At 73.9% G+C, this 24,404-nt stretch carries 23 protein-coding genes; 9 read left to right on the top strand and 14 right to left on the bottom strand.

The features are described 5' to 3' along the window. Window positions 1–7: 7 nt before the first annotated feature. Window positions 8–2,713 carry an NACHT domain-containing protein gene (locus tag AB0I16_RS23220; RefSeq protein WP_363251407.1) on the bottom strand — a complete coding sequence of 902 codons (2,706 nt, stop codon included), beginning with the start codon at window positions 2,711–2,713 and terminating at the stop codon, window positions 8–10. A 172-nt stretch (window positions 2,714–2,885) separates the two neighbouring features. On the opposite strand from AB0I16_RS23220, the gene AB0I16_RS23215 reads away from it, so the two are divergent. After that, complete coding sequence (locus AB0I16_RS23215) at window positions 2,886–3,245, top strand: tetratricopeptide repeat protein (protein WP_363251406.1); 360 nt, start codon at window positions 2,886–2,888, stop codon at window positions 3,243–3,245. A 259-nt stretch (window positions 3,246–3,504) separates the two neighbouring features. Here the strand turns inward: AB0I16_RS23215 and crcB are convergent, their stop codons facing one another. From crcB to AB0I16_RS23200, 3 genes are all read right to left on the bottom strand, one after another. Continuing rightward, window positions 3,505–3,879, bottom strand: a complete 375-nt coding sequence (gene crcB, locus AB0I16_RS23210; RefSeq protein ID WP_363251405.1) for a fluoride efflux transporter CrcB — start codon at window positions 3,877–3,879, stop codon at window positions 3,505–3,507. Beyond that, a complete protein-coding gene (locus AB0I16_RS23205; protein ID WP_363251404.1) occupies window positions 3,876–4,367 on the bottom strand; it encodes a CrcB family protein in 492 nt (163 codons plus the stop codon). Before AB0I16_RS23205 ends, crcB begins: the two co-directional genes overlap by 4 nt. 482 nt (window positions 4,368–4,849) lie before the next feature. Further along, entirely contained in the window at window positions 4,850–6,274 is a 1,425-nt protein-coding gene (locus tag AB0I16_RS23200) for an NAD(P)/FAD-dependent oxidoreductase (protein ID WP_363251403.1), read from the bottom strand. A gap of 165 nt (window positions 6,275–6,439) precedes the next feature. On the opposite strand from AB0I16_RS23200, the gene trxA reads away from it, so the two are divergent. Further along, window positions 6,440–6,826: a thioredoxin gene (gene trxA / locus AB0I16_RS23195; protein ID WP_363251402.1), complete on the top strand. Its 387-nt coding sequence runs from the start codon at window positions 6,440–6,442 to the stop codon at window positions 6,824–6,826. A 12-nt stretch (window positions 6,827–6,838) separates the two neighbouring features. Here trxA and AB0I16_RS23190 read toward each other — a convergent pair whose 3' ends face one another. After that, window positions 6,839–7,873 carry a LacI family DNA-binding transcriptional regulator gene (locus AB0I16_RS23190; RefSeq protein ID WP_363251401.1) on the bottom strand — a complete coding sequence of 345 codons (1,035 nt, stop codon included), beginning with the start codon at window positions 7,871–7,873 and terminating at the stop codon, window positions 6,839–6,841. Window positions 7,874–8,027: 154 nt separating this feature from the next. On the opposite strand from AB0I16_RS23190, the gene AB0I16_RS23185 reads away from it, so the two are divergent. The 5 genes from AB0I16_RS23185 to egtD all read left to right on the top strand — a co-directional run bounded on the left by AB0I16_RS23185 (window position 8,028) and on the right by egtD (window position 14,117). Then, complete coding sequence (locus AB0I16_RS23185; RefSeq protein ID WP_363251400.1) at window positions 8,028–9,431, top strand: amidase; 1,404 nt, start codon at window positions 8,028–8,030, stop codon at window positions 9,429–9,431. 303 nt (window positions 9,432–9,734) lie between these two features. Beyond that, on the top strand, window positions 9,735–11,063 hold the full coding sequence (gene egtA, locus AB0I16_RS23180; protein WP_363251399.1) for an ergothioneine biosynthesis glutamate--cysteine ligase EgtA: 1,329 nt from the start codon (window positions 9,735–9,737) through the stop codon (window positions 11,061–11,063). Continuing rightward, window positions 11,060–12,403, top strand: a complete 1,344-nt coding sequence (gene egtB / locus AB0I16_RS23175; protein WP_363251397.1) for an ergothioneine biosynthesis protein EgtB — start codon at window positions 11,060–11,062, stop codon at window positions 12,401–12,403. The genes egtA and egtB overlap by 4 nt, the downstream gene beginning before the upstream one ends. Then, entirely contained in the window at window positions 12,403–13,158 is a 756-nt protein-coding gene (gene egtC, locus AB0I16_RS23170; protein WP_363251396.1) for an ergothioneine biosynthesis protein EgtC, read from the top strand. The genes egtB and egtC overlap by 1 nt, the downstream gene beginning before the upstream one ends. Continuing rightward, window positions 13,155–14,117: an L-histidine N(alpha)-methyltransferase gene (gene egtD, locus AB0I16_RS23165; RefSeq protein WP_363251395.1), complete on the top strand. Its 963-nt coding sequence runs from the start codon at window positions 13,155–13,157 to the stop codon at window positions 14,115–14,117. The genes egtC and egtD overlap by 4 nt, the downstream gene beginning before the upstream one ends. Window positions 14,118–14,170: 53 nt before the next feature. Here the strand turns inward: egtD and AB0I16_RS23160 are convergent, their stop codons facing one another. Further along, complete coding sequence (locus AB0I16_RS23160; RefSeq protein WP_363251460.1) at window positions 14,171–15,427, bottom strand: extracellular solute-binding protein; 1,257 nt, start codon at window positions 15,425–15,427, stop codon at window positions 14,171–14,173. 225 nt (window positions 15,428–15,652) lie between these two features. Here AB0I16_RS23160 and AB0I16_RS23155 point away from each other — a divergent pair, with 225 nt between their 5' ends. Then, window positions 15,653–15,874 carry a dodecin gene (locus tag AB0I16_RS23155; protein ID WP_363251394.1) on the top strand — a complete coding sequence of 74 codons (222 nt, stop codon included), beginning with the start codon at window positions 15,653–15,655 and terminating at the stop codon, window positions 15,872–15,874. Between the two features lie 21 nt (window positions 15,875–15,895). Here the strand turns inward: AB0I16_RS23155 and AB0I16_RS23150 are convergent, their stop codons facing one another. Beyond that, entirely contained in the window at window positions 15,896–16,384 is a 489-nt protein-coding gene (locus AB0I16_RS23150; RefSeq protein WP_363251393.1) for a hypothetical protein, read from the bottom strand. A gap of 102 nt (window positions 16,385–16,486) precedes the next feature. Between AB0I16_RS23150 and AB0I16_RS23145 the strand changes: the two genes are divergently transcribed. Next, entirely contained in the window at window positions 16,487–17,497 is a 1,011-nt protein-coding gene (locus tag AB0I16_RS23145; protein ID WP_363251392.1) for an MsnO8 family LLM class oxidoreductase, read from the top strand. Window positions 17,498–17,594: 97 nt separating this feature from the next. Here AB0I16_RS23145 and AB0I16_RS23140 read toward each other — a convergent pair whose 3' ends face one another. The 7 genes from AB0I16_RS23140 to AB0I16_RS23110 form a co-directional block, all read right to left on the bottom strand. Next, the gene (locus AB0I16_RS23140) at window positions 17,595–18,845 is read right to left on the bottom strand and encodes an ABC transporter permease (RefSeq protein ID WP_363251391.1); all 1,251 of its coding nucleotides are present in this window, start codon (window positions 18,843–18,845) and stop codon (window positions 17,595–17,597) included. Then, on the bottom strand, window positions 18,842–19,585 hold the full coding sequence (locus tag AB0I16_RS23135; RefSeq protein WP_363251390.1) for an ABC transporter ATP-binding protein: 744 nt from the start codon (window positions 19,583–19,585) through the stop codon (window positions 18,842–18,844). The genes AB0I16_RS23140 and AB0I16_RS23135 overlap by 4 nt, the downstream gene beginning before the upstream one ends. Beyond that, window positions 19,582–20,997 carry an efflux RND transporter periplasmic adaptor subunit gene (locus AB0I16_RS23130; RefSeq protein WP_363251389.1) on the bottom strand — a complete coding sequence of 472 codons (1,416 nt, stop codon included), beginning with the start codon at window positions 20,995–20,997 and terminating at the stop codon, window positions 19,582–19,584. The genes AB0I16_RS23135 and AB0I16_RS23130 overlap by 4 nt, the downstream gene beginning before the upstream one ends. Further along, window positions 20,994–21,593 (bottom strand): hypothetical protein, encoded by a 600-nt coding sequence (locus AB0I16_RS23125; protein ID WP_363251388.1) that lies wholly within the window; start codon window positions 21,591–21,593, stop codon window positions 20,994–20,996. The genes AB0I16_RS23130 and AB0I16_RS23125 overlap by 4 nt, the downstream gene beginning before the upstream one ends. 160 nt (window positions 21,594–21,753) lie before the next feature. Beyond that, a complete protein-coding gene (locus tag AB0I16_RS23120; protein WP_363251387.1) occupies window positions 21,754–21,972 on the bottom strand; it encodes a ferredoxin in 219 nt (72 codons plus the stop codon). 40 nt (window positions 21,973–22,012) lie between these two features. Continuing rightward, window positions 22,013–23,218: a cytochrome P450 gene (locus AB0I16_RS23115; RefSeq protein ID WP_363251386.1), complete on the bottom strand. Its 1,206-nt coding sequence runs from the start codon at window positions 23,216–23,218 to the stop codon at window positions 22,013–22,015. A 15-nt stretch (window positions 23,219–23,233) separates the two neighbouring features. Further along, entirely contained in the window at window positions 23,234–24,346 is a 1,113-nt protein-coding gene (locus AB0I16_RS23110) for a cytochrome P450 (RefSeq protein ID WP_363251385.1), read from the bottom strand. Between the last annotated feature and the right edge of the window lie 58 nt (window positions 24,347–24,404).

Here is a 24,404-nt window from a genome sequence, read left to right as displayed (position 1 = left end):
GGTGCTCCTACTCGGGAGCCGCCTCCCCGGCATGCGGGAAGCGGATCACCGTCATGTCGTCGCCCAGCGAGTCCTGCCCCGCTGTCAGCTGATGCAGTGGGATGCGCAGGAACCGCAGGGCGGGGTGGGCCGCCAGCGAGGAGACGTCGACCGGCTCGGCGGCGGGGTCCAGGGTCAGCATCTCCAGGTGCGGGAAGGCCGCCAGCCAGTACCAGGTGACGGCCTGGTCACCCGGCAGCCACAGATGGGTCAGGCGGTCGCTCTTCAGCTGCCGCACGAGGTCGATGGACTCGAAGCCCGCCGCCGCCTTGACGCGCCGCGGACCGTCCAACCGCCGCAGCGCGGCCAGCTCCTCGTCACCGGTGATCTCGATGTACGCCTCGGTGCCGACCAGACCCGCGAGCACGCTCTCCGCGTAGGAGACCGCGTCGAAGCGGTGCCAAGCGGTGCACAGCAGTTGCCGCACCTGGGGCGCGGGGTGGCTCTGGTAGCGGGCGAGGAGCGGAATCGCCGCGTCCCCGCCGATCAGCACGGCGGTGTGCGCCGTGAACAGGGCCTCGTCGTCCGTCAGTCCGTCCGGGCCCGGCAGGAGCTCAAGCGCGACGGAGCCGATACCGGCGAGATCGTTGGCCTGCGTGGCGTTGCGGGGCGGGATGAGGGCGCCCGCCCGTTCACTGATCGCCGCGCGCACCCGCGGCGCGAGCTCCGTGGCGTGTTCGACGGCGGCCGTGGCCAGCAGGTGCAGCTGGCTCCTCCGGTACGAGGAGGTCGCGCTGTCGCCCCGTCTGACCAGGTCCATCAGGAACTCGGCGCATTCACCGGGCCTGGCGTGGGCGACCGCCATGCGGACGACGTCCTCCCACTGGGTCTCGGTGGCCCGCAGGACCAGCAGGGACATGTCGCCCTCTTCGACGGCGGCCTTGGCCCCGAGATAGTCCTGGAAGGTGCGGTGGATGAAGTCGATGCTGCCGACGGCGGGCTCACGCAGCAGGCCGCTGCGCAGCAGCAGGTGCTGGAAGACGGCGGAGGCGTCACCCTGGGCCGCCGCCACGGGGACGCCGGGCAGGGTCTGCTCGATGATCCGCTCCGCGTGGCTGCGATCCAGTTCGGCCTTGCCGTTGAGGATGAACTTGTAGGCCAGGCGCTGCAACAGCCGGATCTTGGGTTCCTCCGTGAGTTCGATGCCGTCCGGCGGTGCCATGTCCCGTTCCAGGTCGCGGCGGGTGAGCAGCATGGACAGCGCGGCTTCGTAGAGCTCTTTGCGGCCACGCGGCAGATAGCCGCGCCGGTCGCAGTGCAGCGCGCAGATGAGGCCGCACATCAGGGGGTTGGTGGCGAGACGGGCGAGGTCGTGTTTGGTGCGGACCGCCAGGTTCAGGGAGACCTCGTACTGATCGAGGAGGTGCCGTTCCTCCTCGTCGCTCACGCTGCGCGCCGCGTTGTGCCAGCGGTGGATGAAGGACGTGACGTCCTGCCGCCTCATCGGTGCGAGGGACAGCTCGGTGAACTTCTCCGCGGCGAGCCACCGATCGCGTACGGCCGAGGGGCGGGACGTCACCAGCCACAGGTTTCCGGGATAGGCGCTGATCAGGTCCTGCAGCCAGCGCCTGGCCCGCTCGCGCACGTTGGCTGGCGCCTCGTCCGTGCCGTCGACCAGGAGCAGGCCGCGCCCCGCCGCGAGGACCCGGTCCGCCCACCCGGGCGGCTGCGCCGCGGCCAGGGGGCAGCGGGTGCGAGCGAGGAAGTTGTCGGGGGTGGGCAGGTCGGTGTGCTGACGGGTGAGCGTGCGCATGGGCAGCACGAACGGCACACGTCTCATGAGGGGTACGGGAGCGGAGTCGCCGCTGCCGATGACGTCGGTGTCCTGGTGGGCGGCGGTGACCGCCAGCCACTGCACGAGAGTCGTCTTGCCGGACCCGGCGACGCCGCGGAGCAGCACGCGGTCGCGTCCGTGGAAGGCGTGCTCCGCCCGGATCGGGGCCTGGCGGGTGTCATTGGCGAGGTCCGCCTCAAGGCTGAGGTAGGCGGTGTCGAGCGGCCACTGGTCGGGCGAACGGGAGAGGTCGATCCCGTAGATCGTGAGCACGCCGTGCTTGCTCACGATGTGCGCCGCGTACCGCTCCTCGAACAGCGCGTCCCCGGTGGCCGGGGCCGCTGTCCTGGCCAGCAGCGAATCCGTCTTCGCGATCACCTCGGCGAGTTGTCCGCCGTGGCTCACGAGCGTGCGGGCCACGAACGTCGACCGCTGTGTGAAGAAGTGCAGGATGTGCAGGCACGCGCTGTCCAGCAGGGTGTCGTGCAGCCGCGCCGCATCGGCGGACAGGTCACGCGTGGTGTCGGGGCCCGCCGCCTTGAGCGCCCGGGCCAGCGCGGGGGCGCCCAGCCGCACGGCCTGTACGTCCTCCATCTCCAGCTCGCCCAGGCGGTGGAGCGTGCGGGCCAGCGCCAGGACGACGGGCTCCTCCTCGTGAGCGCCGATGGGCCGCTCGCGGGGGCCGACCGGCCCCAGGGCCCTGCGCAGCAGCTCCGCGGCGATCTTGACCAGATCACGCTCGGTCAGCGTCCGCTTCTCACCGGAGAAGGACACCAGCGAGGAGACCCGCACCGGACGGTCGACGAGGCCCGCGCCCGCCCCTTCGCTGACGAACAACTTCTTCACCAAGAGGGCCACGGCACTGGACGCGAGCCGGGCGGCGACAACGCCTGCATCCATGTCCCCACACCTCCACGGCGGCGAGACCCGCGGCGCTCCGGCCGGGTTCGCGCACCAGCGTAGAGGGTGCCCCCGCTGTCCGGCAGCCCTCGGGGGCGCGGCCGGGGGCGGCCTCGTGCTCCCGGAATACGCGGGCGCGCGCGGAGGTTGGAGAGGCCGAAGGAGGCAGACAGTGGAGATGACCTATTACGACCACGGGACGCCGGCGGAGCGCTGGGAGCGTGCGCGGCAGTTCTTCGACGCCAAGGAGTACGCGGCGGCGGCGCGCATTCTCGGTGCGCTGGTCGACGAGACGCCGGAGCAGGTCGCCCCGCGTCTGCTCCTGGCCCGTGCCTACTACCACTCGGCCCAGCTGCGGCGCGCCGAGAAGGAGCTGCGCGAGGTGATCGAGCTCGACCCGGTCGAGGGCTACGCCCGGCTGATGCTGGGCCGCACCCTGGAGCGGCAGAACAGGGCCGCCGAGGCGGCGCCGCACCTGCGGGTGGCGGCCGCGCTGAACGGTGACTTCACCCAGGAGACGGCCCGGCTCTGAGGGTCCCGCTCGGCGGCAGCCGCGCACCGAGGCCCCCGCGAGTTTCGCGGGGGCCTCGGCGTGCTTCGACTGCGACGCCCTTTACCGCAGCCGCGGCCGGGACATCGCGTGCTTCAACGCCCAGTTCTCCCACGGCTGGGGCCGGATGAGCTCGACGGCCAGTTACGACGCCGTCATCGCCCGCGGCCTGATACGCGGAGAAGGTGGTGGCGGGCACGCTGACGTCACCGGCCAACAGTGGCAGCGGCTATGGCCCCCCTCAGGCCCACAGGGCCTCGGCGACGGCCACCCCCATGAAGGCGGCGCCGAGGCCCGCGGCGACGCTGCCGAGCGCGTTGGCCGCGGCGGAGAACCGGGCACCGCTCTCGGCCAGCCGCAGCGTCTCGTAGGAGAAGGTCGAGTAGGTCGTCAGGGCCCCGCAGAGACCGGTGCCGAGGAACAGCTCCAGGTGCGCGGGGGCGGCCCCGGCCGTGACGGCTCCGGCGAGCACGCCGAGGACCAGGGAGCCCGCGACGTTGACCGTGAAGGTGCCCCAGGGGAAGCGTGTGCCGAGGCGTGCCTGGACCGCGCGGTCGGTGAGGTGGCGCAGGGGCGCGCCGATCATCGCCCCGGTAATGACGGACAGCCAGTTCACGCGCGCACCGCCGCCACGATCGCGCGCGTCGTCCACGCCGAGCCCCACACCGCGAGGAGCGCCGCCAGCAGGGTCAGCGCCAGATAGGCGAGGCCGGCGCGCACATGACCGCCGCTGACCAGGCGCTCGATGTCCGTCGCGTACGTCGAGAACGTGGTGAAGCCGCCGAGCACCCCCGTGCCGAAGAACGGCCGCAGCAGGGGATGGGGTGACCACACGTCGGTGATGAGGACCATGAAGGCGCCGATGAGCGCGCACCCGACGGCGTTCACCCCGAGCGTCCACCAGGGGAAGGCGTCGGCGGCGGCCGGCCAGAGGAGGGCGGCGGCGTAGCGGGCCGATGCCCCGACGGCACCCCCGACGGCCACCGCCGCGACCGTCCCTGCCTGTCCGCGTGCCGGGCCCCGCCGCCGCTCGGCGCCGACGGAGCCGATGTCCGGGTCGACGGGTTCGTCCGCCGCCGGGGGGCGGCCTGTCTCGGTGGGCATGTTCCTCCTACTCGCCCGCGCCCCTCGTCGGGCGCGCTCGTACGCAAGTAGGGACCGTCGGCGGCATCCTTCGCCGCGGTTGGGTACGGCGGGCCCCACCGCCGCGCGACCGCCCCGGGGGCCGCCGCTGTCACCAGGCTAACCCTCGCCCGGACCGCCCGGGTCACCCGTCCCGCGCGGTCCGTGCGCCGCGGGGTGCCGCGCGGCGGGCGCGGTGCCGCTGGGCGGCCACGCGCAGGCGGTAGCCGACGCCGATCCCGACGGCCCGCGCCGACGGCGGCCCGCGGGCACGGGACTCGCCCCCTTCCGCGGCGCCATCACCGGCCGCCGGCGCCCGCGCTCCGCTGCTTCGGCTGCGCCCGACGTTCTCCGGGGCTCCAGCGATGACGGCTCCCGGATGGTGCCGGGGGTGCGCGAGACCTGCCGGTGGCTGTACGCGAAGGCCACGGGCGGCGACGAGACCGCCGCCGCGCGGCGGGGGGTCAGCCGCGGTAGGTCTCCAGGAGCCGCAGCCACACCTCGCTGATCGTGGGGTAGGCGGGGACCGCGTGCCACAGGCGGTCGACGGGGATCTCGCCGGCCACCGCCATCGTCGCCGAGTGGATCAGCTCGCCCACGCCGGGGCCGACGAAGGTGACGCCGAGCAGCACCTCGCGGTCGAGGTCGACGACCATGCGGGCGCGCCCGCGGTAGCCCTCCCCGTACAGGCTCGCGCCCGCGACGCCGGACATGTCGTAGTCGACGGCGCGCACCCGGCGGCCCGCGGCCTCGGCCTCGGCGAGGGTCAGCCCGGCGGAGGCCGCCTCGGGGTCGGTGAAGACGACCTGCGGGACCGCGTCGTGGTCGGCGGTGGCCGCGTGCGCGCCCCAGCGGTCGGTCTCCAGGAGCGGCACGCCCTGGGCGCGGGCGGCGATGGCGGCGCCCGCGACGCGCGCCTGGTACTTGCCCTGGTGGGTGAGGAGCGCCCGGTGGTTGGCGTCGCCCACCGCGTACAGCCAGTCGCTGTCGCGCACCCGCAGGCTCTCGTCGACGTCGAGCCAGGAGCCGGGCTCCAGGCCGACCGTCTCCAGGCCGATGTCGTCGGTGCGCGGCGTGCGGCCCGTGGCGAACAGGATCTCGTCGGCCTCCAGGACCGAGCCGTCGTCGAGGGTGGCCCTGACCGTGCCGTCCTCGCGGGTGACGGCGGTGACCGAGACGCCGGAGCGGATCTCCGCGCCCGCCTCCGTCAGCGCCTGCCCCACCAGCTCGCCCGCGAAGGGCTCCATGCGCGGGAGCAGGCCCCCGCCGCGCACCAGTACCGTCACCGCGGAGCCGAGCGCCTGCCAGGCCGTGGCCATCTCCACGGCGACGACGCCGCCGCCGACCACCAGCAGGCGGCCGGGCACGTGGTCGCTCGCGGTGGCCTCGCGGCTGGTCCACGGCTTGACGCCGGCGAGCCCGGGCAGGTCGGGCAGGGCGGCGCGGGTGCCGGTGCAGACGGCCACCGCGTGGCGGGCCTCAAGGAGCTGCTCGGAGCCGTCCTTGCCGGTCACCGTGACCCTGCGGGGCCCGGCGAGGCGCCCGTGGCCGCGGTACAGGTCGACGCCGACGCCCTCCAGCCAGCCGACCTGGCCGTCGTCCTTCCAGTGCGAGGTGAAGCCGTCCCGGTGGGCGAGGACCTCCGCGGTGTCCAGCGGTCCCCGCACCGCCTGCCGCAGGCCGGGGACGCGGCGCGCGTCGGCGCGGGCGATGACGGGGCGCAGCAGTGCCTTGCTGGGCATGCACGCCCAATAGGAGCATTCGCCCCCCACGAGTTCGCTCTCCACGATCGCGGCGCTCAGGCCGGCCGCGCGGGCCCGGTCGGCCACGTTCTCCCCCACGGGGCCCGCGCCGATGACTACTACGTCGTACGTCCTGGTATCCGTCATGGGGACAGTCTTGCCGCAGGTGTGCGCCGTGGCCACATGGGTAAGCGCGCCGGACATGCCGGTGCGTGCACGGTTCGCCGCGCACGCGCGACGGGCGGAATACGTTCGCACCATCGGCCGTTACCAACAGCGGCCATGCCACACACAGGAAGCAGGGACACACCCATGAGCGCGACAGTGGAGCTCACCAAGGAGAACTTCGACCAGACGGTCACGGACAACGGATTCGTCCTGATCGACTTCTGGGCCGAGTGGTGCGGCCCCTGCAAGCAGTTCGCCCCCGTCTACGAGAAGGCGGCCGAGGCCAACCCCGACCTCGTCTTCGCCAAGGTGGACACGGAGGCGCAGCCCGAGCTCGCCTCGGCGTTCAACATCCAGTCCATCCCGACGCTGATGATCGTGCGCGACCAGGTGGCGGTGTTCGCCCAGCCGGGCGCGCTGCCCGAGTCGGCGCTCACCGACGTCATCGGCCAGGCGCGGAACCTGGACATGGACGAGGTCCGCAGGCAGGTCGCCGAGGAGCAGGCCAAGCAGCAGGAGCAGGGCCAGTAGGGCGCACCGCTCTCAGCTGGACTCGCGGTGCACGACGTCCGCCCCGAGCACGTCGTGCACCTCGGGTTCGGTTCCCGGGTCGCGGACCACGCGGTCCACGAGTTCGGCGAGCCCGCGCCCGGAGGGCAGCTCGATGCGGACGGTGCTGAGCCGGGGCCGCAGCAGCCTGCCGAGCATGAGGTCGTCGGAGCCGATGACGGCCGTCTCGCCGGGGACCTCGACGCCTTCGTCCTGGAGCGCCCGCAGCAGCAGCATCGCGTACTCGTCGTTGTACGCGAAGACGCCGTCGAGGCCCAGTGAGCGCCAGCGCGCCGCGAGCCGCGCGGCGGACGCCTCGTCGTAGGCGAGGGGCACCTCCGTGATGGACGCGCCGGTGATGCGTACGGTGCGCAGTGCCTTGCGCAGTCCCTCGACGCGGGGCTCCGAGAAGATCTCCAGGCCGGGTTCCTCGGGGACGATCACACCGATCCTGCGCCTGCCGCGGGCCAGCAGGTGCAGGGCCGCGGCCTCCCCCACCCGGCGGCCGTCCATCAGGAGCGCGTGCGCGCCCTCGACGCGCTGCGGTCCGAGGGTGAAGACGGCCTTGGCGCCGGACCGCTTCAGGACCTCCACGCCGCGCGGCCCCAGGGCCGAGGCGTCGGGCGCGAGGACCGCGACGGGCCGCAGCTCGGCCCAGGCGCGGGCCGCGCCCTCGCCGGTCATGCCGAGGCTCGCGTACTGCACGACGGTGTAGTCGAGGCGGCTGAGCGCCCACTGGAGTTCGTTGAAGAACCGGCTGAGGAGCGGGCCCAGCGGCGTCTCCGAGGTGGGCATGAGGACCATGCGGCTGTGCCCGGCGCGCAGGCTGCGGGCGGCGGCGTGCGGGACGTAGCCCAGTTCCCTCGCGGCGGCGTGGACGCGGCGGCGCGTGGGCTCGCTTATCCGGACGGCGCTGGTGTTGTTGAGGACGTAGCTGACGGTCGCGCGGGAGACCCCTGCCAGACGCGCGACGTCGGCGCTGGTCGGCACGGAGCGCCGCGCGGGTTGCTTCTTCGGTATGTGCACCATGACACCGGCATCTTCGCAGACCCCCGCGAGCGCTCTTCGAGCGGGCGAGGGCCGGTCTTCCCGCCGGTTCCGCCGCGAACTCCCGGGCCGCCGTTCCCCGTTGGGCCGCCGGACGGCTAACGTTCGGGCACCCGTCCTGATCCGGAGGTGCCCCATGACCGGCGACCGTGCCGAAGGGCTCGCGCGCTCCGCCCGCGCGCTGGCCGCGGGAGAGGTGTCGTCGCGGGAGCTGACCGAGCGGGCCCTGGCCAGGATCGAGGCGGCGCAGCCCACGCTGAACGCCTTCAAGCGGGTGCGGGCGGACGCCGCGCTCGCCGAGGCGGACGCCGCCGACCGGGCGCTCGCGAAGGGCGGGCCCTTCGCGGGCCGGCCGCTGCTCGGTGTGCCGCTGGCCGTGAAGGACGACATGGACGTGGCGGGCGAGCCGACCGCGTTCGGCTGCCGGGGCGCGTTCCCGCCGCGGACCGAGGACTGCGAGGCGGTGCGCAGGCTGCGGGCGGCCGGCGCGGTCGTCGTCGGCAAGACCAACACCTGTGAGCTGGGCCAGTGGCCGTTCACCGAAGGCCCCGGCTTCGGTGACACCCGCAACCCGTGGCACACCGCCCATACGCCGGGCGGCTCGTCGGGCGGCTCGGCGGCGGCGGTCGCCGCGGGGCTCGTGCCCGCCGCCCTCGGCTCGGACGGGGCGGGGTCGGTGCGCATCCCCGCGGCCTGGACCCATCTGGTGGGGATCAAACCGCAGCGGGGCCGGATCTCGACGTGGCCGTGGCCCGAGGCGTTCCACGGGATCACCGTCAACGGCCCGCTCGCGAGGACCGTCGCGGACGCGGCGCTGCTCCTGGACGCGGCGAGCGGCAACCACCGGGGTGATCCGCACCGGCCGCCCGCCGTGCGCGCGGCCGACGCGGCGACGCGGGACCCCGGGCGGCTGCGGATCGCGCTCTCGCTGCGCATGCCGTTCACCGGGACGCCCAAGCGGCTGCACCCGGCGGTGCGGCGGCGCGTCCTGGCGCTCGCGGACCGCCTCGCCGCGCTCGGGCACGACGTGGCGGAGGCCGACCCGGCCTACGGCCCGATCGGCCCGGCCTTCGTGCCGCGCGCCACGGCGGGCATCGCCGAGTGGGCGCGGCGCGTGCCGGACGCCGCGCTCCTCGACCGGCGTACGCGCGAGGCGGCGCGCATGGGGCGGCTGCTCGGCGGCGCCCCGCTGCGGCTCGCCCGCCGCTCGGAGGCGGCGCTGCACCGACGGGTGGGCCGCGTCTTCTCCGCGTACGACGTGGTGCTCACGCCGACCACGGCCACTCCCCCGCCGCGCATCGGCACCCTGGCGGCCATGAGCGGCTGGCGCACCGACCGCGCGATGATCGCGGCCTGCCCCTACGCGTGGCCGTGGAACGTCCTCGGCTGGCCGGGCGTCAACGTCCCCGCAGGGCGGGTCGGGGGCGGTCTCCCGGTCGGCGCCCAGCTCCTCGGCCCCGCGAACAGCGAGCCGCTCCTGATCTCCCTCGCCGCCCAACTGGAGGCGGACCAGCGGTGGTACGAGCGGTGGCCGGAGTGACCGTGCCCCTCGTGCGGTCGAGCGGGTGGTGGCACAGGCTCTGAGCACCGCCACCGGTGACACCGCGTCCCGTGTGAGCCCGCGCGCCGCTTCGAAGCTGCTCCCGGCGGTCTCCTGCGCCTGTCCGCGCGGTCTGGTGCTCATCGGCGGGGCCCGTGTCGTTCGTGAACGCATGGTGAGCCGCGCGTGTCGGGCGGCGCAACGGAAATTCCCGGTGCGGAATCGGCCTGGGGGGCACTCTTGTGCGGAACGCCCGAAGGGTTTTGGGTATATCGAGCACTTCTCGAGCGGAAGGATCTCCGGATGTCCGAAGGAGACTGTACGAAGCACCGTCCGCCGCCCCGCAGCGAGGCGGCGGACGCGGTGACCGAGGCCGAGGTGGAGGCGCTGATCCGCGGCATCTGCTTCAAGACGGGCCCGCCCCGCGCTGTCGGCGTGGAACTGGAATGGCTTGTCCATGAGCCGGGGCAGCCCCATCTGCCCGTCTCCGCCGCCCGCCTCGAAGCGGCACTCGCCGCGCTGCGGGCCCTGCCCCTCACCTCCCCCCTCACCGTCGAACCCGGCGGCCAGCTGGAGCTCAGCTCGCTGCCCGCCGCCTCACTGACGGAGTGCGTGACGACCGTCCGGGCCGATCTCGAAGCCGTCCGGCGCACCCTGCACTCCCATCGCCTCACCCTCAGCGGATTCGGCGCCGATCCGTGGCGGCCGCCGGTACGGGTGCTGCGCGAGCCCCGCTACGACGCGCTCGAAGCCTCCCTGGACCGCGGCGGCCCCGCCGGGCGCCGCATGATGTGCTCCACGGCGTCCGTGCAGATCTGCCTGGACGCGGGGCACGAGGAGCCCGGCCCGCTGGGGTACGCGCGCCGCTGGCGCCTCGCGCACCTCCTCGGGCCCGTCCTGGTCGCCTCGTTCGCCAACTCGCCCCTGTCGGAGGGCCGTCCCACCGGCTGGCGGTCCACGCGGCAGGCCGTGTGGGCGGGCATCGCGCCCGGCAGGTCGGGTGCCCCGCCGCTGGAGGGGGAGCCGCGCGAGACCTGGGCCCGGCACGTCATGGACGCACCGGTCATGTGCGTCAGGAATACGGAGTCGGACGGGCCGTGGAGCGTCCCCGACGGGCTCTCCTTACGCTCCTGGGTCCGTTCGGCCGCCCCGAGGCCCCCGACCCGTGACGATCTCGACTACCACCTGACCACGCTGTTTCCGCCGGTCAGGGCCCGCGGCCACCTGGAGCTGCGCATGGTCGACGCCCAGCCGGGCGAGGACGGCTGGATCGTGCCGCTGGCCGTGACGACCGCGCTCTTCGACGATCCGGAGGCCGCGGAGACCGCCTACCGGACCGTCAAGCCGCTGGCCGAGCGCGACGGGCCGCCGGGTTCGGGCACGGGGCCGCACAGCCCGCTCTGGCTGGACGCCGCGCGCCACGGGCCCGCCGACGCGGAGCTGCGCGAGGCGGCCGTCACCTGCTTCGCCGCCGCGGGCGACGCGCTGGCCCGGATGGGCGCCGACATGTCCGTGCGGGACGCCGTCGCCACGTACGCCGAGGAGTACGTCGCCCGGGGCCGCTGCCCCGCTGACGACCTGCTCGACGCCTCACGACCGCACGACGCCACGGGGAAGGACACACATCGATGACCGGGCCGAGCACCGAACCGGAAGTCCTCAGGGAACGCGCGCTCGCCGCCCTCCTGACGGCGCGGCGGCGCACCGCCGCCCTGACCGACAGCGTCGAGGACGGCGAACTGACCGCACAGCACTCACCGCTGATGTCGCCGCTCGTGTGGGACCTCGCGCACATAGGCAACCAGGAGGAGCAGTGGCTGCTGCGCGCGGTCGCGGGCCGCGACGCCATGCGGCCCGGGATCGACTCGCTGTACGACGCCTTCGAGCACCCGCGCGCCGAGCGGCCCAGCCTGCCGCTGCTCGCCCCCGGTGAGGCCCGCGGCTACGCGGCCGAGGTGCGCGGGCGCGTCCTCGACGTGCTGGAGAGGACGCCGTTCCGCGGCACCGCGCTCACCGAGGCCGGCTTCGCCTTCGGGATGATCGCGCAGCACGAGCAGCAGCACGACGAGACGATGCTCGTCACCCACCAGCTCCGCTCGGGCCCGGCCGTGCTCACGGCCCCCGACCCGCTGCCGGGACTGCCCTTCACCGGGCCCGCCGAGGTCCTCGTCCCCGGCGGCCCGTTCACGATGGGCACCTCCACCGAGCCGTGGGCCCTGGACAACGAACGCCCCGCGCACCGCCGCCTGGTGCCGCCGTTCCTCATCGACACCACGCCGGTGACGAACGCCGCGTACCAGCGCTTCATCGACGACGGCGGCTACGACGAGATCCGCTGGTGGACGCCCGAGGGCTGGGCGATGGTGCGGAAGAACGAGCTGCGTGCGCCGCTCTTCTGGCGCCGCGAGGGCGGGCAGTGGCTGCGGCGCCGCTTCGGGACCACCGAGCCGGTGCCCGCCGACGAACCGGTCCTGCACGTGAGCTGGTACGAGGCGGACGCCTACGCGCGCTGGGCGGGCCGGCGCCTGCCCACCGAGGAGGAGTGGGAGAAGGCCGCGCGCCACGACCCGGCGACGGGCCGCTCGCTGCGCTACCCCTGGGGGGACGAGGACCCCACGCCCGAGCGGGCCAACCTGGGCCAGCGGCACCTGCGCCCGGCCCCCGCGGGCAGCTACCCCGCGGGCGCGTCGCCGCTCGGCGTACGGCAGCTCATCGGCGACGTGTGGGAGTGGACGTCCAGCGACTTCCTGCCCTACCCGGGGTTCGCCGCCTTCCCCTACCGGGAGTACTCCGAGGTGTTCTTCGGCGGCGACTACAAGGTGCTGCGCGGCGGGGCGTTCTCCGTGGACGCGGTGGCCTGCCGCGGCACCTTCCGCAACTGGGACCATCCGGTGCGGCGGCAGATCTTCTCCGGCTTCCGCACGGCACGTGACGCCGGGCCCGCCGACGCCCCGGACCCGGTGGTCGGCTGATGTGCCGTCACCTCGCCTTCCTCGGCCCGCCGGAGCCGCTGGGAAGCCTCGTCGTCGCGCCCCCGCACGGCCTCTACCGCCAGTCGTGGGCGCCGCGGCGCCAGCGCCACGGCACCGTCAACGCCGACGGCTTCGGGGTCGGCTGGTACGCCGATGGGGACCCGGAGCCCGCCCGCTACCGGCGCGCGGGACCGATCTGGGCCGACGGCTCCTTCGCCGACATCGCCCGTGTCGTCCGGTCGGGAGCGCTCCTCGCCGCGGTGCGCGACGCCACCGAGGCGGGCGCGGACGGCGAGGCGGCGGCGGCGCCCTTCGCCGCCGGGCGCTGGCTGTTCAGCCACAACGGCGCGGTGACGGGCTGGCCGCGCTCGCTCGCCCCGCTGGCCCGCGGCCTGCCGCCCGACGAACTCCTCTCGATGGAGGCGCGCTGCGACTCCGCGCTGGTGTGGGCGCTCGTCCTCAACCGGCTGCGGCGCGGCGACGACGAGGCGCGGGCGCTGGCCGACACCGTCCTGGAGGTCGCAGCGGCGGCCCCGGGGTCCCGCCTCAACCTCCTGCTCACCGGCGGCGACACGATCACGGCGACCGCCTGGGGCGACACCCTGTGGTACCTCGCCGAACCAGGGCGCCGCACCGTCGTCGCCTCCGAGCCCTACGACGACGACCCCCACTGGTGCGAGGTGCCCGACCGCACCCTGCTCGCCGCGAGCCGCACCGACGTACTGCTGACACCGCTCAAGGAGCCTTCCGCGTGAGCCCGTTCCTGCTGACCCGCACCCTGCCCGAGGACGCCACCGGGGCCGCCCTGCGCGCCGACGTCCTGCACGGCCTGAGCCGCACCCCCAAGACGCTGCCGCCCAAGTGGTTCTACGACGCCCGCGGCAGCGTCCTCTTCGAGGAGATCACCACCCTGCCCGAGTACTACCCGACGCGCGCCGAGCGCGAGATCCTCATCACCAGGGCCGGCGAGATCGCGCGGATCACCGGCGCCCGCACGCTGATCGAGCTGGGCTCGGGTTCGTCGGAGAAGACCCGCCATCTGATCGACGCCATGGAGTCCCTGCACACCTACGTCCCCGTGGATGTCAGCGAGAGCGCGCTGACCGGCGCCGCGAACACCCTGCTCGCCCAGCGGCCCTCGCTCGCCGTGCACGCCCTGATCGCCGACTTCACCCGCGGCCTCGCGCTGCCGGGCACCCCGGGGCCGCGCCTCGTGGCGTTCCTCGGCGGCACGGTCGGCAACCTGCTGCCCGCCGAGCGCGCCGCGTTCCTCGCCTCCGTACGCGACCTCCTCTCCCCCGGCGACGCGCTGCTCCTCGGCACGGACCTGGTCAAGGACCCCTCGGTGCTCGTCTCCGCGTACGACGACCGCTCGGGGGTGACGGCGGAGTTCAACAAGAACGTGCTCGCCGTCATGGTGCGTGAACTCGGCGCCGACTTCGACCCCGGCGCCTTCGAGCACGTCGCCGTCTGGGACGCGGAGAACGAGTGGATCGAGATGCGGCTGCGCTCCACCGTCCACCAGACGGTGAAGATCGCCGCGCTCGACCTGGCCGTCGACTTCGCCGAGGGCGAGGAGCTGCGCACGGAGATCTCGGCCAAGTTCCGGCAGGAGGGCGTGCGCACCGAACTGGCCGCGGCGGGACTCCACCTGGACCACTGGTGGACCGACGAGCGGGGCCGCTTCGCCCTGTCCCTGAGCACGGCCGCGTAGGGGCGGCGGAGCCGTACGGTCCGGTCCGCCGCCCGGCGGGGCCGGACCTCGCCTCACATGCTGCCGACGCCGAGTTCCCTGGTGATGCGCTCCGAGGCCTTGCGGGCCTCGGCCGCCGGGTCGCCGCCCGTGAGGACGGCCGTCATGTAGCCCTTGATGGGGTTGTCGGCCTCGACGGCGGCCCAGCGGGGCGAGTTGGGCGTCGCGCGGCCGTTCGCCGCGCCCGCGGCCATGGCCGCCGCGCCCTCCTGGCCCGCGACGGCCGGGGCCAGCTTCGCCTTGTTCGGGACGTAGTCCATGGTCCTCGCGAGGTCGGCCTGCCACCTCTTGCCCGCGAGCGCCTCGATCACCGCGACCGCGCCCTTGTGGTCGTCGCTGCGCTCGGGCACGACGAAGTCGGAGCCACCGGTGAACACCGCGCCGGGCTCGCCCGCCTTCTTGCCCGGGACGGGGAAGTAGCCGAGCTTCCCCTTCAGGGCCGGGTTCTTCTCCTCGATGAGCCGTGCCGCGCCCGGCACCGCGATGATCTGGGCGACGTCGCCCTTGGCGAAGACGCCGGTCTGCGGCGGGTGTTCCTCGTCGGCGTCGCGCGGGCCGCGGCCGAGCGCCTGGAGGCGCTGGTAGAAGTCCATGCCGCGCAGAGCCGCCGCCGTGTGCAGGCTGCCGCGCCAGTCGCCGGAGGACTCCTTGGTCTCCGTGGCGAGGTCGCCGCCCTCGTCCCAGATGAACCCCGCCAGCGTGTACCAGTCCTGGCCCGCCAGGTAGATGCCCTGGTCGCCGCCGGAATTCAGCTTCTCGGTGGCCGCGAGCCACTCGGCGCGGGTGCGGGGCGGGCGGGTGATGCCGGCCTTCTCGAAGAGGTCCTTGTTGTAGATCACCACGCGGTTGGCGGCGTACCAGGGGATGCCGTACTGGGCGCCGTCGTAGCGGCCGGGTTCGGCGAGGCCGGGCAGCCAGTCGTCCATGCCGAGGTCGCGCGCGGACTCCAGCGTGAGGTCGTACAGGCCGCCCTGCTCGACGTACTGCGCCACCTGCGTGTTGCCGACCTCGATGACCTCGGGGCCGTCCCCGCCGGAGGACTTGAGCGCCTCCTTGACCTTCGTGGTGATGCCGTTCCACTCCTGGACGCGGATGTCCAGGCGGATGTCGTCGTGCTCCTTCTCGAAGTCCTCGGTGAAGCGCTCGACGAAGTCCGGCGACGCGCTTCCCTTCATCAGCCAGACGGTGACGGTCCTGCGGTCCTCGTTCCCCGGCAGCAGCCCGCAGCCGCCCAGCAGGACGGTGGTGGAGAGGACGAGCGCCAAGGGCATGGCGGCACGGCGGTGCGGCTTCACGTGGGTCACTTTCTGCCTGCGGACAGGGGAAGGTCGGCCCGACGTGGGGGGTGAGCGGATGGCTCGAACGGGTACGGCTGAATCTAGGTATGTACCAATGAGTCGGTCAAGGGGCGTTCGTCATCTCGCGCGTCGGGACCGGCTGGGGCACGGTGGAGTGACGCACGCCATGACATCACCCAGGCCGGGAGGAACCCCCTCATGTCGGACCACACCTACCGCGTCACCGAGATCTACGGCACCTCGCACGAGGGCGTCGACCAGGCGATCCGCAACGGCATCTCCCGCGCCTCGCAGACCCTGCGCGGCCTGGACTGGTTCGAGGTCACCCAGATCCGCGGCCACATCGAGGACGGGCAGATCCAGCACTACCAGGTGGGCCTCAAGGTCGGCTTCCGCCTGGAGGACGGCGACAGCGCCTGACCACCGCACGGCCGGCGCCGCTCAGGTCCTGCCCTCGCGCTCCTGGGCGTCCCTCAGGTCGTCGGACGGGTCCGCCCAGCGGGCCCGTACGACGGTGAAGCCCGCGCGCTCCGCCTCGTCGCACACCAGCTCGTCGTCGTCGACGAGCATCCGGACCTCGCGGGTGCGCGCCAGGTTCCGCAGGATCTCCAGCTTCGTGCGGCGGGCGGGGCGCCGGTCGCCGTCACGGCGCATCCACACGCGCCCCTCCGGCAGCCCCTGGCGCGCCAGCCAGGCGAGGGTGTCCGCGCGGCAGCGCTCGGGGCGCCCGGTGAGGTAGACGACCTCGCACGCGCGGGCGCTCTCCAGGGCCAGCGCGACGCCTCGCGGCAGCGGCGGGTCGTGCGGCGCCGCGGCGAAGAACGCGTCCCAGTCGCGCGGCCTGCGCTCCAGGTGCCGCCGGCGGTGGGCGGTGTCCGCGAGGGTGTTGTCGAGGTCGAAGACGGCCAGGGGCCTGCTGCTTCCGGTCACGGACCCAGCGTAGCCAGCGCGGACGCCGCGGCATCGGCGCGGACGCCGCGGGCCCCGGCGGCGGGGCGGGAATCCTGCCGGGCGCCCGGCGTTGAACCAGTTGTGAGCTCCGTGATCGCGGCAACCCGCTTCTCCGTCCTCGACCGCTCGCGCACCCGTGAGGGGCACGAGGGCCCCGAGGCCCTGCGTGACACCGTGCGCCTGGCGCGGGACGTCGAGGGCCTCGGCTACCACCGCTTCTGGGTCAGCGAGCACCACGGTGTGCCCGGGGTCGCGGGCTCCGCGCCCACGGTCCTCGCGGCGGCCGTCGCCTCGGCCACGCGCGCCATCCGGGTCGGCACCGGCGGCGTGATGCTGCCGAACCACCGGCCGCTCGTCGTGGCCGAGCAGTTCGGCGTCCTCGAATCGCTGTTCCCCGGCCGGATCGACATGGGGCTCGGCCGCTCCGTGGGATTCACGGACGGGGTGCGCAAGGCCCTCGGGCGCGGCAAGCACGACGCCGAGGACTTCGCGGCGCTCCTCGCCGAGCTGCTGGCCTGGTTCCGCGGCACGTCGGGCACCGGCGTGCACGCCCGCCCGGCCGAAGGGCTCACCGTCCCGCCGTTCGTCCTCGCGGTGGGCGAGGGGGCGGCCATCGCCGCCGAGGCCGGGCTTCCGCTGGTCATCGGGGACATCAGGGGCCGCGAGAAGATGCTGCGCGGCATCGACGCCTACCGCCGGGCCTTCCGCCCCTCGCCCTGGCGGGCCGAGCCGTACGTCGTGATCGCGGGCACCGTCGCGGTCGCGGCGAGCGAGGAGGAGGCGCGCCGGCTGCTGCTGCCGGAGGCCTGGTCGATGGCGTACTCGCGCACGCACGGCACGTTCCCGCCGCTCCCGACGGCCGAGCGCGTGGAGTCGCTGACGATGACCGGCAAGGAGCGCGGGTTCTACGAGGCGGGGCTCCGGGGCCAGGTGTACGGCACGGAGGAGCAGGTCGCCGGCGAGCTGGAGCGGGTCATCGGGGAGAGCGGCGCCCAGGAGGTCATGGTGACCACCAGTACGCACGACAGGGAGGGCCTGCTCGACTCCTTCCGGCGTCTGGCCCGCGTGGCGGAGCTGCCCTCCGCGCGCTGAGACCCCCGAGGGGCCCCGTCCGCGTCACCGGGAGCGGCGCGGACGGGCGCGGTGCTCCCAGAGGTCCGGGGGAAGATCCACCGGGAGCACCGCGGTCTCAGGTGGTGGCCAGCGCCTCCGTCGGGGGCAGCCTCGCCGCCCGCACGGCCGGATAGAACCCCGCGAGGCCGCCGATCACCAGCGTGGCGCCGACCCCGCCCGCCATGGCCCACACCGGGACCACGGACGGCCAGCCCTGGTAGGAGGCGTAGCCGCCGGTGACGGCGATGCCGAGCAGGACGCCGCCCAGGCCGCCGAGGGCGGAGAGCAGCAGGGCCTCGGCGAGGAACTGGGTGCGGATCTGGCCGCGGGTGGCGCCGAGCGAGCGGCGCAGTCCGATCTCGGAGCGGCGTTCGAGGACCGAGATGACCATGGTGTTGGCCACGCCGACACCGCCGACGAGCAGCGCCACTCCGCCGAGGCCGAGCAGCAGCCCGCTGAGCGCGTCGTCGGTGGCCTCCTTGGCGGCGAGCGCGTCGGAGGGCCGCGAGACGGTGGTCTCGCTGGGGGTCTCCGGGTTGGCGGTGGCCCCGAGGACGGCCTGGACGTCGCCCACGGAGGACTCGTCGGCGCGGGTGTAGATCGTCGTGGGGTAGCCGTCGAAGCCCAGCTCGCTCTTGGCGACGGACCAGCCGACCAGGGCCGACGAGTCCAGGGAGGGGACGAGTTCGTTGGGCGCGAGCAGGCCGACGACGGTGAACCAGCGCCCGCCGAGCCACACCCGCACGTCGGGGCCCGCCTTGTGCACACCGAGTTGCTCGGCGGCCTTGGGGCCGAGGACGACGGAGGGGTAGCGGCTGTTGGCGGCGTTGAGCCAGCGGCCGTCGACGATCTCGGCGCCGACGGACCGCGGCAGGTCGGTACGGGCGGCGGCGACGCTGAGGCCGCCGGTCTCCTGCTTGGGCGTGCGGTCGTTGCGGTAGACCTTGGCGCTGGTCCTGCCGATGGCGGAGACCGATTCCACGTGGTCCATGGCGCCGATCATCCCGACCGATTCGGCGGGCAGATGGGCGGCGCCGCCGGTGAAGGACTGGCCGGGCGTGACGGTGAGGAGGTTCGTGCCGAGCGCGGAGAGCCGCCGGTCGAGGTCTTCCGTCGACGAGGTCGAGATGCCGACGACGCCGACCATGGCGGCGATGCCGATGGCGATGCCGAGCGCCGAGAGGAAGACCCGCATCGGGCGTGAGCGCAGCCCCGAGCCGCCGACCCGCAGCACGTCGGCGGGGCGCATGCGGGCGGGCCGCGGTTTCCGCCGCGGTTCGGCGTCCGCGCGGCGGTCGAGTTCCCCGGGGGCGTTCGTCATGGTCATCGCGCGGCCTCCTCGGGCACGAGGGATCGGGAGGACGGCACACCTTCGGAATCGTGTTCGATGTGGCCGTCCTTCAGCCGCACCTCGCGGGGCAGCGTGGCGGCGATGTCGCGGTCGTGCGTGATGACGACGACCGTGGTGCCCGCCTCGTGCAGCTCGTTGAGCAGTTCGATCACGATCGCGCCCGAGCGCGAGTCGAGGGCACCGGTGGGTTCGTCGGCGAGGAGCAGCGGCGGATCGCCGAGCACCGCCCGCGCGATGGCGACGCGCTGCTTCTCACCGCCGGAGAGCTGGTGCGGCTCGTGGTAGAGCCGGTGGCCGAGGCCCACCCTGCGCAGCGCCTGTTCGGCGAGGCGGCGCCGCTCGGCGCGCGGCCTGCCGCTGTAGAGCAGCCCGTCCGCCACGCTGTCCAGCGCCGGTACCCCGAAGGCCAGGTGGAACTGCTGGAAGACGAAGCCGATGGTGCCGGCCCGCAGCGCGGACAGTTCGCGGTCGCTGAGCCCCGCGATGTCGTGGCCGTCGATGCGCACGCTTCCCTCGGAGGGCCGGTCCAGGGTGCCCATGATGTTGAGCATCGTGGACTTGCCCGATCCCGAGGGGCCGACGATGGCGAGGAGTTCGCCGCGCCGGATGACGAGGTCCGCGCCGCGCAGGGCGGCCACGTCCCCGTACGTCTTGGTCACACCGGCCAGTTCGACCACCGGGTGGTCCTTCGGCGGCTCCGGGAGGCGTGAGGTCACTTGGGGACCCCCACGACGGTGCCTTCCTTGATGCCCTTGCCGGAGATCTCGACCCTGCTGTCCGCGAACATGCCGGTCTTGACGGGGCGGAACTCGGTGCCGTCGGCCGTGACGACCTCCACCGCGTACCCGCCGCCCTTCCGTGCCACCAGGGCGTTGACGGGGACCACGAGCACGTCCTCGCGGCTCTCGGCCTTCAGGGTGACGTCGACGGCCGCGGCCTGGTAGCGGCCGAGCCCCTTCTGGTCCTTCACCGTCAGCTCCACGGGCAGCGTGGGGTCGTCGTCGCCGGACCCGCCGGAGTCCGACCCGGAGTCACCCGATCCGCTCGCGGAGTCGTCGCCCTTGGACGTCGACGGTGTACCGACGTCCGTCACCTCGGCCTTGACCGTGGTGTCGTCCGGCAGGGTGATCCTGGCCTCGGTGCCCTTCTCGACCAGGTCCTCGAACTGCACGTCCAGGTCGACGCCGACGATGCGCTCGGTGCCGGTCCAGGACAGCAGACCGCCGCTGAGGGCGGCGCCCGGGGAGGCCTGCACGTCGGCGACGCGACGGGCGCCCGGGGCCACCAGGGCGTCCCCGGTCCTGACGGTGCCGGTCTCCTCGCGGTTCAGGTCGTCCTGCCAGTCCCGTACGGCGGCGGCCGTGGCCGCGTCGTAGGTGTCGTCGACGGTGAAGCCGTTGTAGCCGAGGGCGCGGAGGTTCTTCTCCAGCATGCGGACGTCGGCGCCCTCGGTGCCCGCCTGGAGGGTGCGGTAGAGCGGGAAGGAGCCGTACAGGAGCGGTACGCGCTGCTCGTCGACGCGGTAGACGGTGTCGCCGCGCTCGATGACCTTGCCCTCTTCGGGCAGCCAGGTGACGATGCCGTCGCCCGCCGCGCTGCCCTGCCCGCTCTGTCCCGATCCCGACTGGCCGCTGTCCGTGTCGGAGCCCGTTCCCGAGGGGGAGGCCGGTGCCTGGACGGTGGACGCGTCGCCGTAGCCCAGGTTGCCGTCCACGGTCTCGGAGTCGGTCAGCGTGGTCCTCTCCACCTCGGCCGTGTCGGGCGGCGCGGAGGGCGCGGTGCCCGCGGAGCCCTCGCCGTCCCCGCCGAGGGCGCCGGTGGCGGTGATCCCGGCCGCCGCCACGACGGCCGTCGCGGCCAGCACGATCAGCGAGGTGCGCAGCGGGCGGCGCCTGCGGGTGGCCGCCGCCGGTTCCAGGTCCCCGGCCCCGTCCCTGCCGGACTCGGTGTCGAGGGTCCTGACGGGGCTCTCCCCCGCGGCCCCTGCGGGTTCTGTGGCTTCCGTGGCTTCGGCGGCCTTGTCGAGGTCCTTGGCGGTCTTCGTGGCCACCTGCCCGGAGGTGTGGCGCTCCAGGGCCCCCGAGTGCTCGCCCGCCACGGCCGGCGCATCGGTGCCGTCCGTGGTCACTGGCCACCTCCGGCGGGCCCGAACATGACGCCCCCGCCCGGGTACTTGCTCTGGCAGGTCTGCATGGCCTCGGTGAACTTGGAGTCCTGGGGGTCGACGCCGGCGCCGACGAGGTCGATGTTCATGCTGGAGCCGTTGATGTCGGGGTCGGGGAACTTCGGGACGCCGTTCTCGCGCAGGCACTTCGCCCAGGCGGCGACCTTGGCGGAGTCGAGCTCCTCGCCCCCTCCGCCGCCGCCACCGCCACCGCCGAGGCCCTGCGGCGCCTTGTCCTTGCAGGCCTCCACGGCCTTCTTGAACGCGTCGGAGTTGGGGTCGGCGCCCCCTTCCGGGGTCAGTTTGACGCCGCCACTGTCCTCCTCCGGGTCGGGGAAGTCGGGGACCCCGTTGCTCCGCATGCACTTCGAGTAGTCGAGGGCCCGGTCGAAGGCGCTGGTCCCCGGGTCGTCTTCCGACGACGCGTTGGACGAGCCGTCGCCCGAGCAGCCCGCGAGGGCTCCCCCGACGAGGGCGGTGACGGCCAGGAGGACGGGTGCGACGACCCGCCTGTGTGCGACTCGTTCCTGCGCGGTCGCTCGCTTGTGTGTGAAGGACATGGGCCAACTTCTACGCGGTGGGCGGTCACACGGCGGACACAGAGAACGGGGCTCACACAGTGCGCTCATCGCCTCCGTTCCCGTGTGCGGGCATGCCGGACGGCCACGTGCCGCGAGGGCAGGTGGCCGTCGTGTCCAGGGGCGCGTGACGGTCCGCCGCCTACGCGTCCTGGGCGTCGCGCGCGTGCACGGTGATCGCGCCGGTCGGGCACCTCGTGACCGCGCCGCGCACCGCCTGCGCGGCGTCGGCGCCGGGCTCGGCCGTCCTGAGCAGCACCTTGCCGTCGTCGTCCGACTGGTCGAAGACGTCCGGCAGATAACTCACGCACAGGCTGGAACCGGCACATCGGTCGCGGTCCACCCGGATCTCCATCGCCATCCCCATCTCCTCTCCCTCGTCCCCGTGCTCGCGTCCCCGGTCACCAGGTGACCGGCAGCCGCTCCACCCCGTAGGCGGTCGACCGGGTCCTGAACGGCACGTCCTCGGCGGGCGTCGCGAGGCGCAGCTCCGGGAAGCGCCGCAGGAGGCCGGTGAGGGCGATGCGCAGTTCCATCCGGGCGAGGGCGGCGCCCAGGCAGTGGTGGACGCCGTGCCCGAACGCCACGTGCGGCGGCGGTTCGCGGGTGACGTCGAGGCGGTCCGGGTCGTCGGTGAGCGCCGGGTCGCGGTTGGCGAGCGGGATCGAGCAGACGAGGGTGTCGCCCGCTCTGACCCGCCTGCCGCCGAGCGTCATGTCCTCGACGGCGGTGCGGGGCGTGGGGGCGTGCGGCACGGACAGATAGCGCAGCAGCTCCTCGATGCCCCGGTCGAGGGCCGCGGGGTCGTCGCGGACCAGGGCGAGCTGCGCGGGGTTCTCCAGGAGCGCGAGCGCCCCGAGGCCCAGCATGCCGGAGATGTTGTCCAGGCCCGCGAGCATCAGCAGGACGCAGATGCCGCGCAGCTCCTTGTCGGTGAAGTCCTCGCCGTGGTCGCGTACCAGCATGCCGAGGAAGCCCTCGTCGGGGTTCCTGCGCTGCCGGGCCACGAGGGCGGCGAGGTAGCGGGTGAACGCCGTTCCCGCCGCCGTCCGCTCCCCCCGCTCGTTGCCGGTCTCCAGATGGGCGGCGCAGCGGCGCAGGAAGTCGTCGCGGTCGTCGCGCGGCACCCCGATCAGCTCGCACAGCACGGGCCCGGAGACGGCGGACGCGAACAGCTCCACCAGGTCGGCCGGGGGCCCGGCGCGCTCCACGGCGTCGAGGCGCTCGGTGACGATGGCCTCGATGCGGGGCGCGAGCCGGCGTATCCGCCGCACCGTGAACTCCGGTGTCAGCATCTTCCGCAGCCGGGTGTGTTCGGGCGGGTCGTAGTCCATGAGCAGCCCGATGCCCTCGTCGGGCCGTCGGGCGGGTCTGCCGCCCGCCGCTGTCCGGGGGACGAAGCGGCTGGTGGAGAACCGGACGTGGTCGCCGAGTACCTGGCGCACCTCGTCGTAGCCGGTGACCAGCCACAGGGGCCGGTCACCGGCGCCGGGCGCCAGGCTGACCCGGGAGACGGGGCCGTCCGCCGCGAGGCGGCGCAGTTCGTCGGCCGGGTCGAAGCGGGTACGGCGGGTGTGCAGCGGCAGAGGCGCTGGTTCGTGCGGCACGGCGGCGTCCCTCCCCTACCAGGTGGCCGGGAGCGTCTCCACGGACTTCGCCGTGAAGCGCAGCTCGTCGCGCGGCACCGCGAGCCGCACCTTCGGGAAGCGCCGCAGCAGCCCCGAGATGGCGGCCCGCAGCTCCATGCGGGCCAGTGACGCGCCCAGGCAGTAGTGGAGGCCGTGGCCGAAGGCCATGTGGCCGCTGTTGTCACGGGTGATGTCCAGGCTGTCCTGCGGCTCCCCGGGCGGCCTGGCCCCGTTGGCCTCCAGGAGGGAACAGGCCACGAAGTCACCGGCCTTGATCACCTGATCCCCGACGGGCACGTCCTCCTTGGCGGTACGGGGTGAGGCGTGCGGGATGATCGTGACGCTGCGGATCACCTCCTCGACCGCGTGGTCGAGCAGTTCGGGGCGTTCGACGAGCAGGGCGAGCTGGTCGGGGTTCTCCAGGAGTCCGACGAGGCCGAGGCCCAGGGTGCCGCCGGTGATGGGGATGAGGGAGGCGAGGAGGGTCGCGGCGGTGCCGGTCAGCTCCGCCTCCGTGAGGCTCCTGCCGTGGTCGCGGACGAGCCGGCCGAGCAGGTCGTCACCGGGGGCGCGGCGCTTCTGCCGCATCAGCTTGCCCAGGTAGACGAGGTAGGCGGTGCCCGCCATGTCCCGCTGTTCCCTGTCGGGGTTGTCGAGGCGGTTGTTGTCGAGGTGGCGGGTCAGTTCCGTCTGGTCGTCGCGCGGGATGCCGAGCATCGCGCAGCCTGTCAGGCTCGCGATCGGCCAGACGAACTGCCCCACGAGGTCGACCGGCCGCCCGGCGCCCTCCACGATGTCGAGCCGGTCCTCGACGATGCCCTCGACGAGGGGTTCGAGGGCGCGGACCCGGCGGAGCGTGAACTCCCCGGTCAGCATCTTCCGCAGCCGGGTGTGCTCGGGCGGGTCGTACTGCAGCAGGTTGCCGGGCTGCACGAGACGGCGCGAGGCCTCCGCGGTCTCGGCGGGCGGCGTGGTGGAGAACCTGTTGTCGCTGAGGATCGCCCGCACCTCGTCGTAGCCGTTGGCGATCCAGGCGCGGTCGGAGGTCCCCGGCACGACGGTCTCGACGAGCGGCGCTTGGTCGGGGGCCTTCAACGACTTGGGCATGGGGGGCCTTCCTCTCCGGTACGGGTCCTGTACGGCGACCTCGGCGATGGGTTGTCCG

It is taken from the genome of Streptomyces sp. NPDC050703, from assembly GCF_040654435.1.
In the GTDB taxonomy this organism is placed as follows: domain Bacteria; phylum Actinomycetota; class Actinomycetes; order Streptomycetales; family Streptomycetaceae; genus Streptomyces.
This window is presented reverse-complemented; position numbering and strand designations above follow the sequence as displayed.

Excerpts from the sequence above, each read along its gene's own strand:
- AB0I16_RS23220 (WP_363251407.1), bottom strand. The coding sequence starts at position 2,713 with ATGGATGCAGGCGTTGTCGCCGCCCGGCTCGCGTCCAGTGCCGTGGCC.
- AB0I16_RS23205 (WP_363251404.1), bottom strand. The coding sequence starts at position 4,367 with ATGCCCACCGAGACAGGCCGCCCCCCGGCGGCGGACGAACCCGTCGAC.
- AB0I16_RS23200 (WP_363251403.1), bottom strand. The coding sequence starts at position 6,274 with ATGACGGATACCAGGACGTACGACGTAGTAGTCATCGGCGCGGGCCCC.
- trxA (WP_363251402.1), top strand. The coding sequence starts at position 6,440 with ATGAGCGCGACAGTGGAGCTCACCAAGGAGAACTTCGACCAGACGGTC.
- AB0I16_RS23190 (WP_363251401.1), bottom strand. The coding sequence starts at position 7,873 with ATGGTGCACATACCGAAGAAGCAACCCGCGCGGCGCTCCGTGCCGACC.
- AB0I16_RS23185 (WP_363251400.1), top strand. The coding sequence starts at position 8,028 with ATGACCGGCGACCGTGCCGAAGGGCTCGCGCGCTCCGCCCGCGCGCTG.
- egtA (WP_363251399.1), top strand. The coding sequence starts at position 9,735 with ATGTCCGAAGGAGACTGTACGAAGCACCGTCCGCCGCCCCGCAGCGAG.
- egtB (WP_363251397.1), top strand. The coding sequence starts at position 11,060 with ATGACCGGGCCGAGCACCGAACCGGAAGTCCTCAGGGAACGCGCGCTC.
- egtC (WP_363251396.1), top strand. The coding sequence starts at position 12,403 with ATGTGCCGTCACCTCGCCTTCCTCGGCCCGCCGGAGCCGCTGGGAAGC.
- AB0I16_RS23160 (WP_363251460.1), bottom strand. The coding sequence starts at position 15,427 with ATGCCCTTGGCGCTCGTCCTCTCCACCACCGTCCTGCTGGGCGGCTGC.
- AB0I16_RS23155 (WP_363251394.1), top strand. The coding sequence starts at position 15,653 with ATGTCGGACCACACCTACCGCGTCACCGAGATCTACGGCACCTCGCAC.
- AB0I16_RS23140 (WP_363251391.1), bottom strand. The coding sequence starts at position 18,845 with ATGACCATGACGAACGCCCCCGGGGAACTCGACCGCCGCGCGGACGCC.
- AB0I16_RS23125 (WP_363251388.1), bottom strand. The coding sequence starts at position 21,593 with ATGTCCTTCACACACAAGCGAGCGACCGCGCAGGAACGAGTCGCACAC.
- AB0I16_RS23120 (WP_363251387.1), bottom strand. The coding sequence starts at position 21,972 with ATGGCGATGGAGATCCGGGTGGACCGCGACCGATGTGCCGGTTCCAGC.
- AB0I16_RS23110 (WP_363251385.1), bottom strand. The coding sequence starts at position 24,346 with ATGCCCAAGTCGTTGAAGGCCCCCGACCAAGCGCCGCTCGTCGAGACC.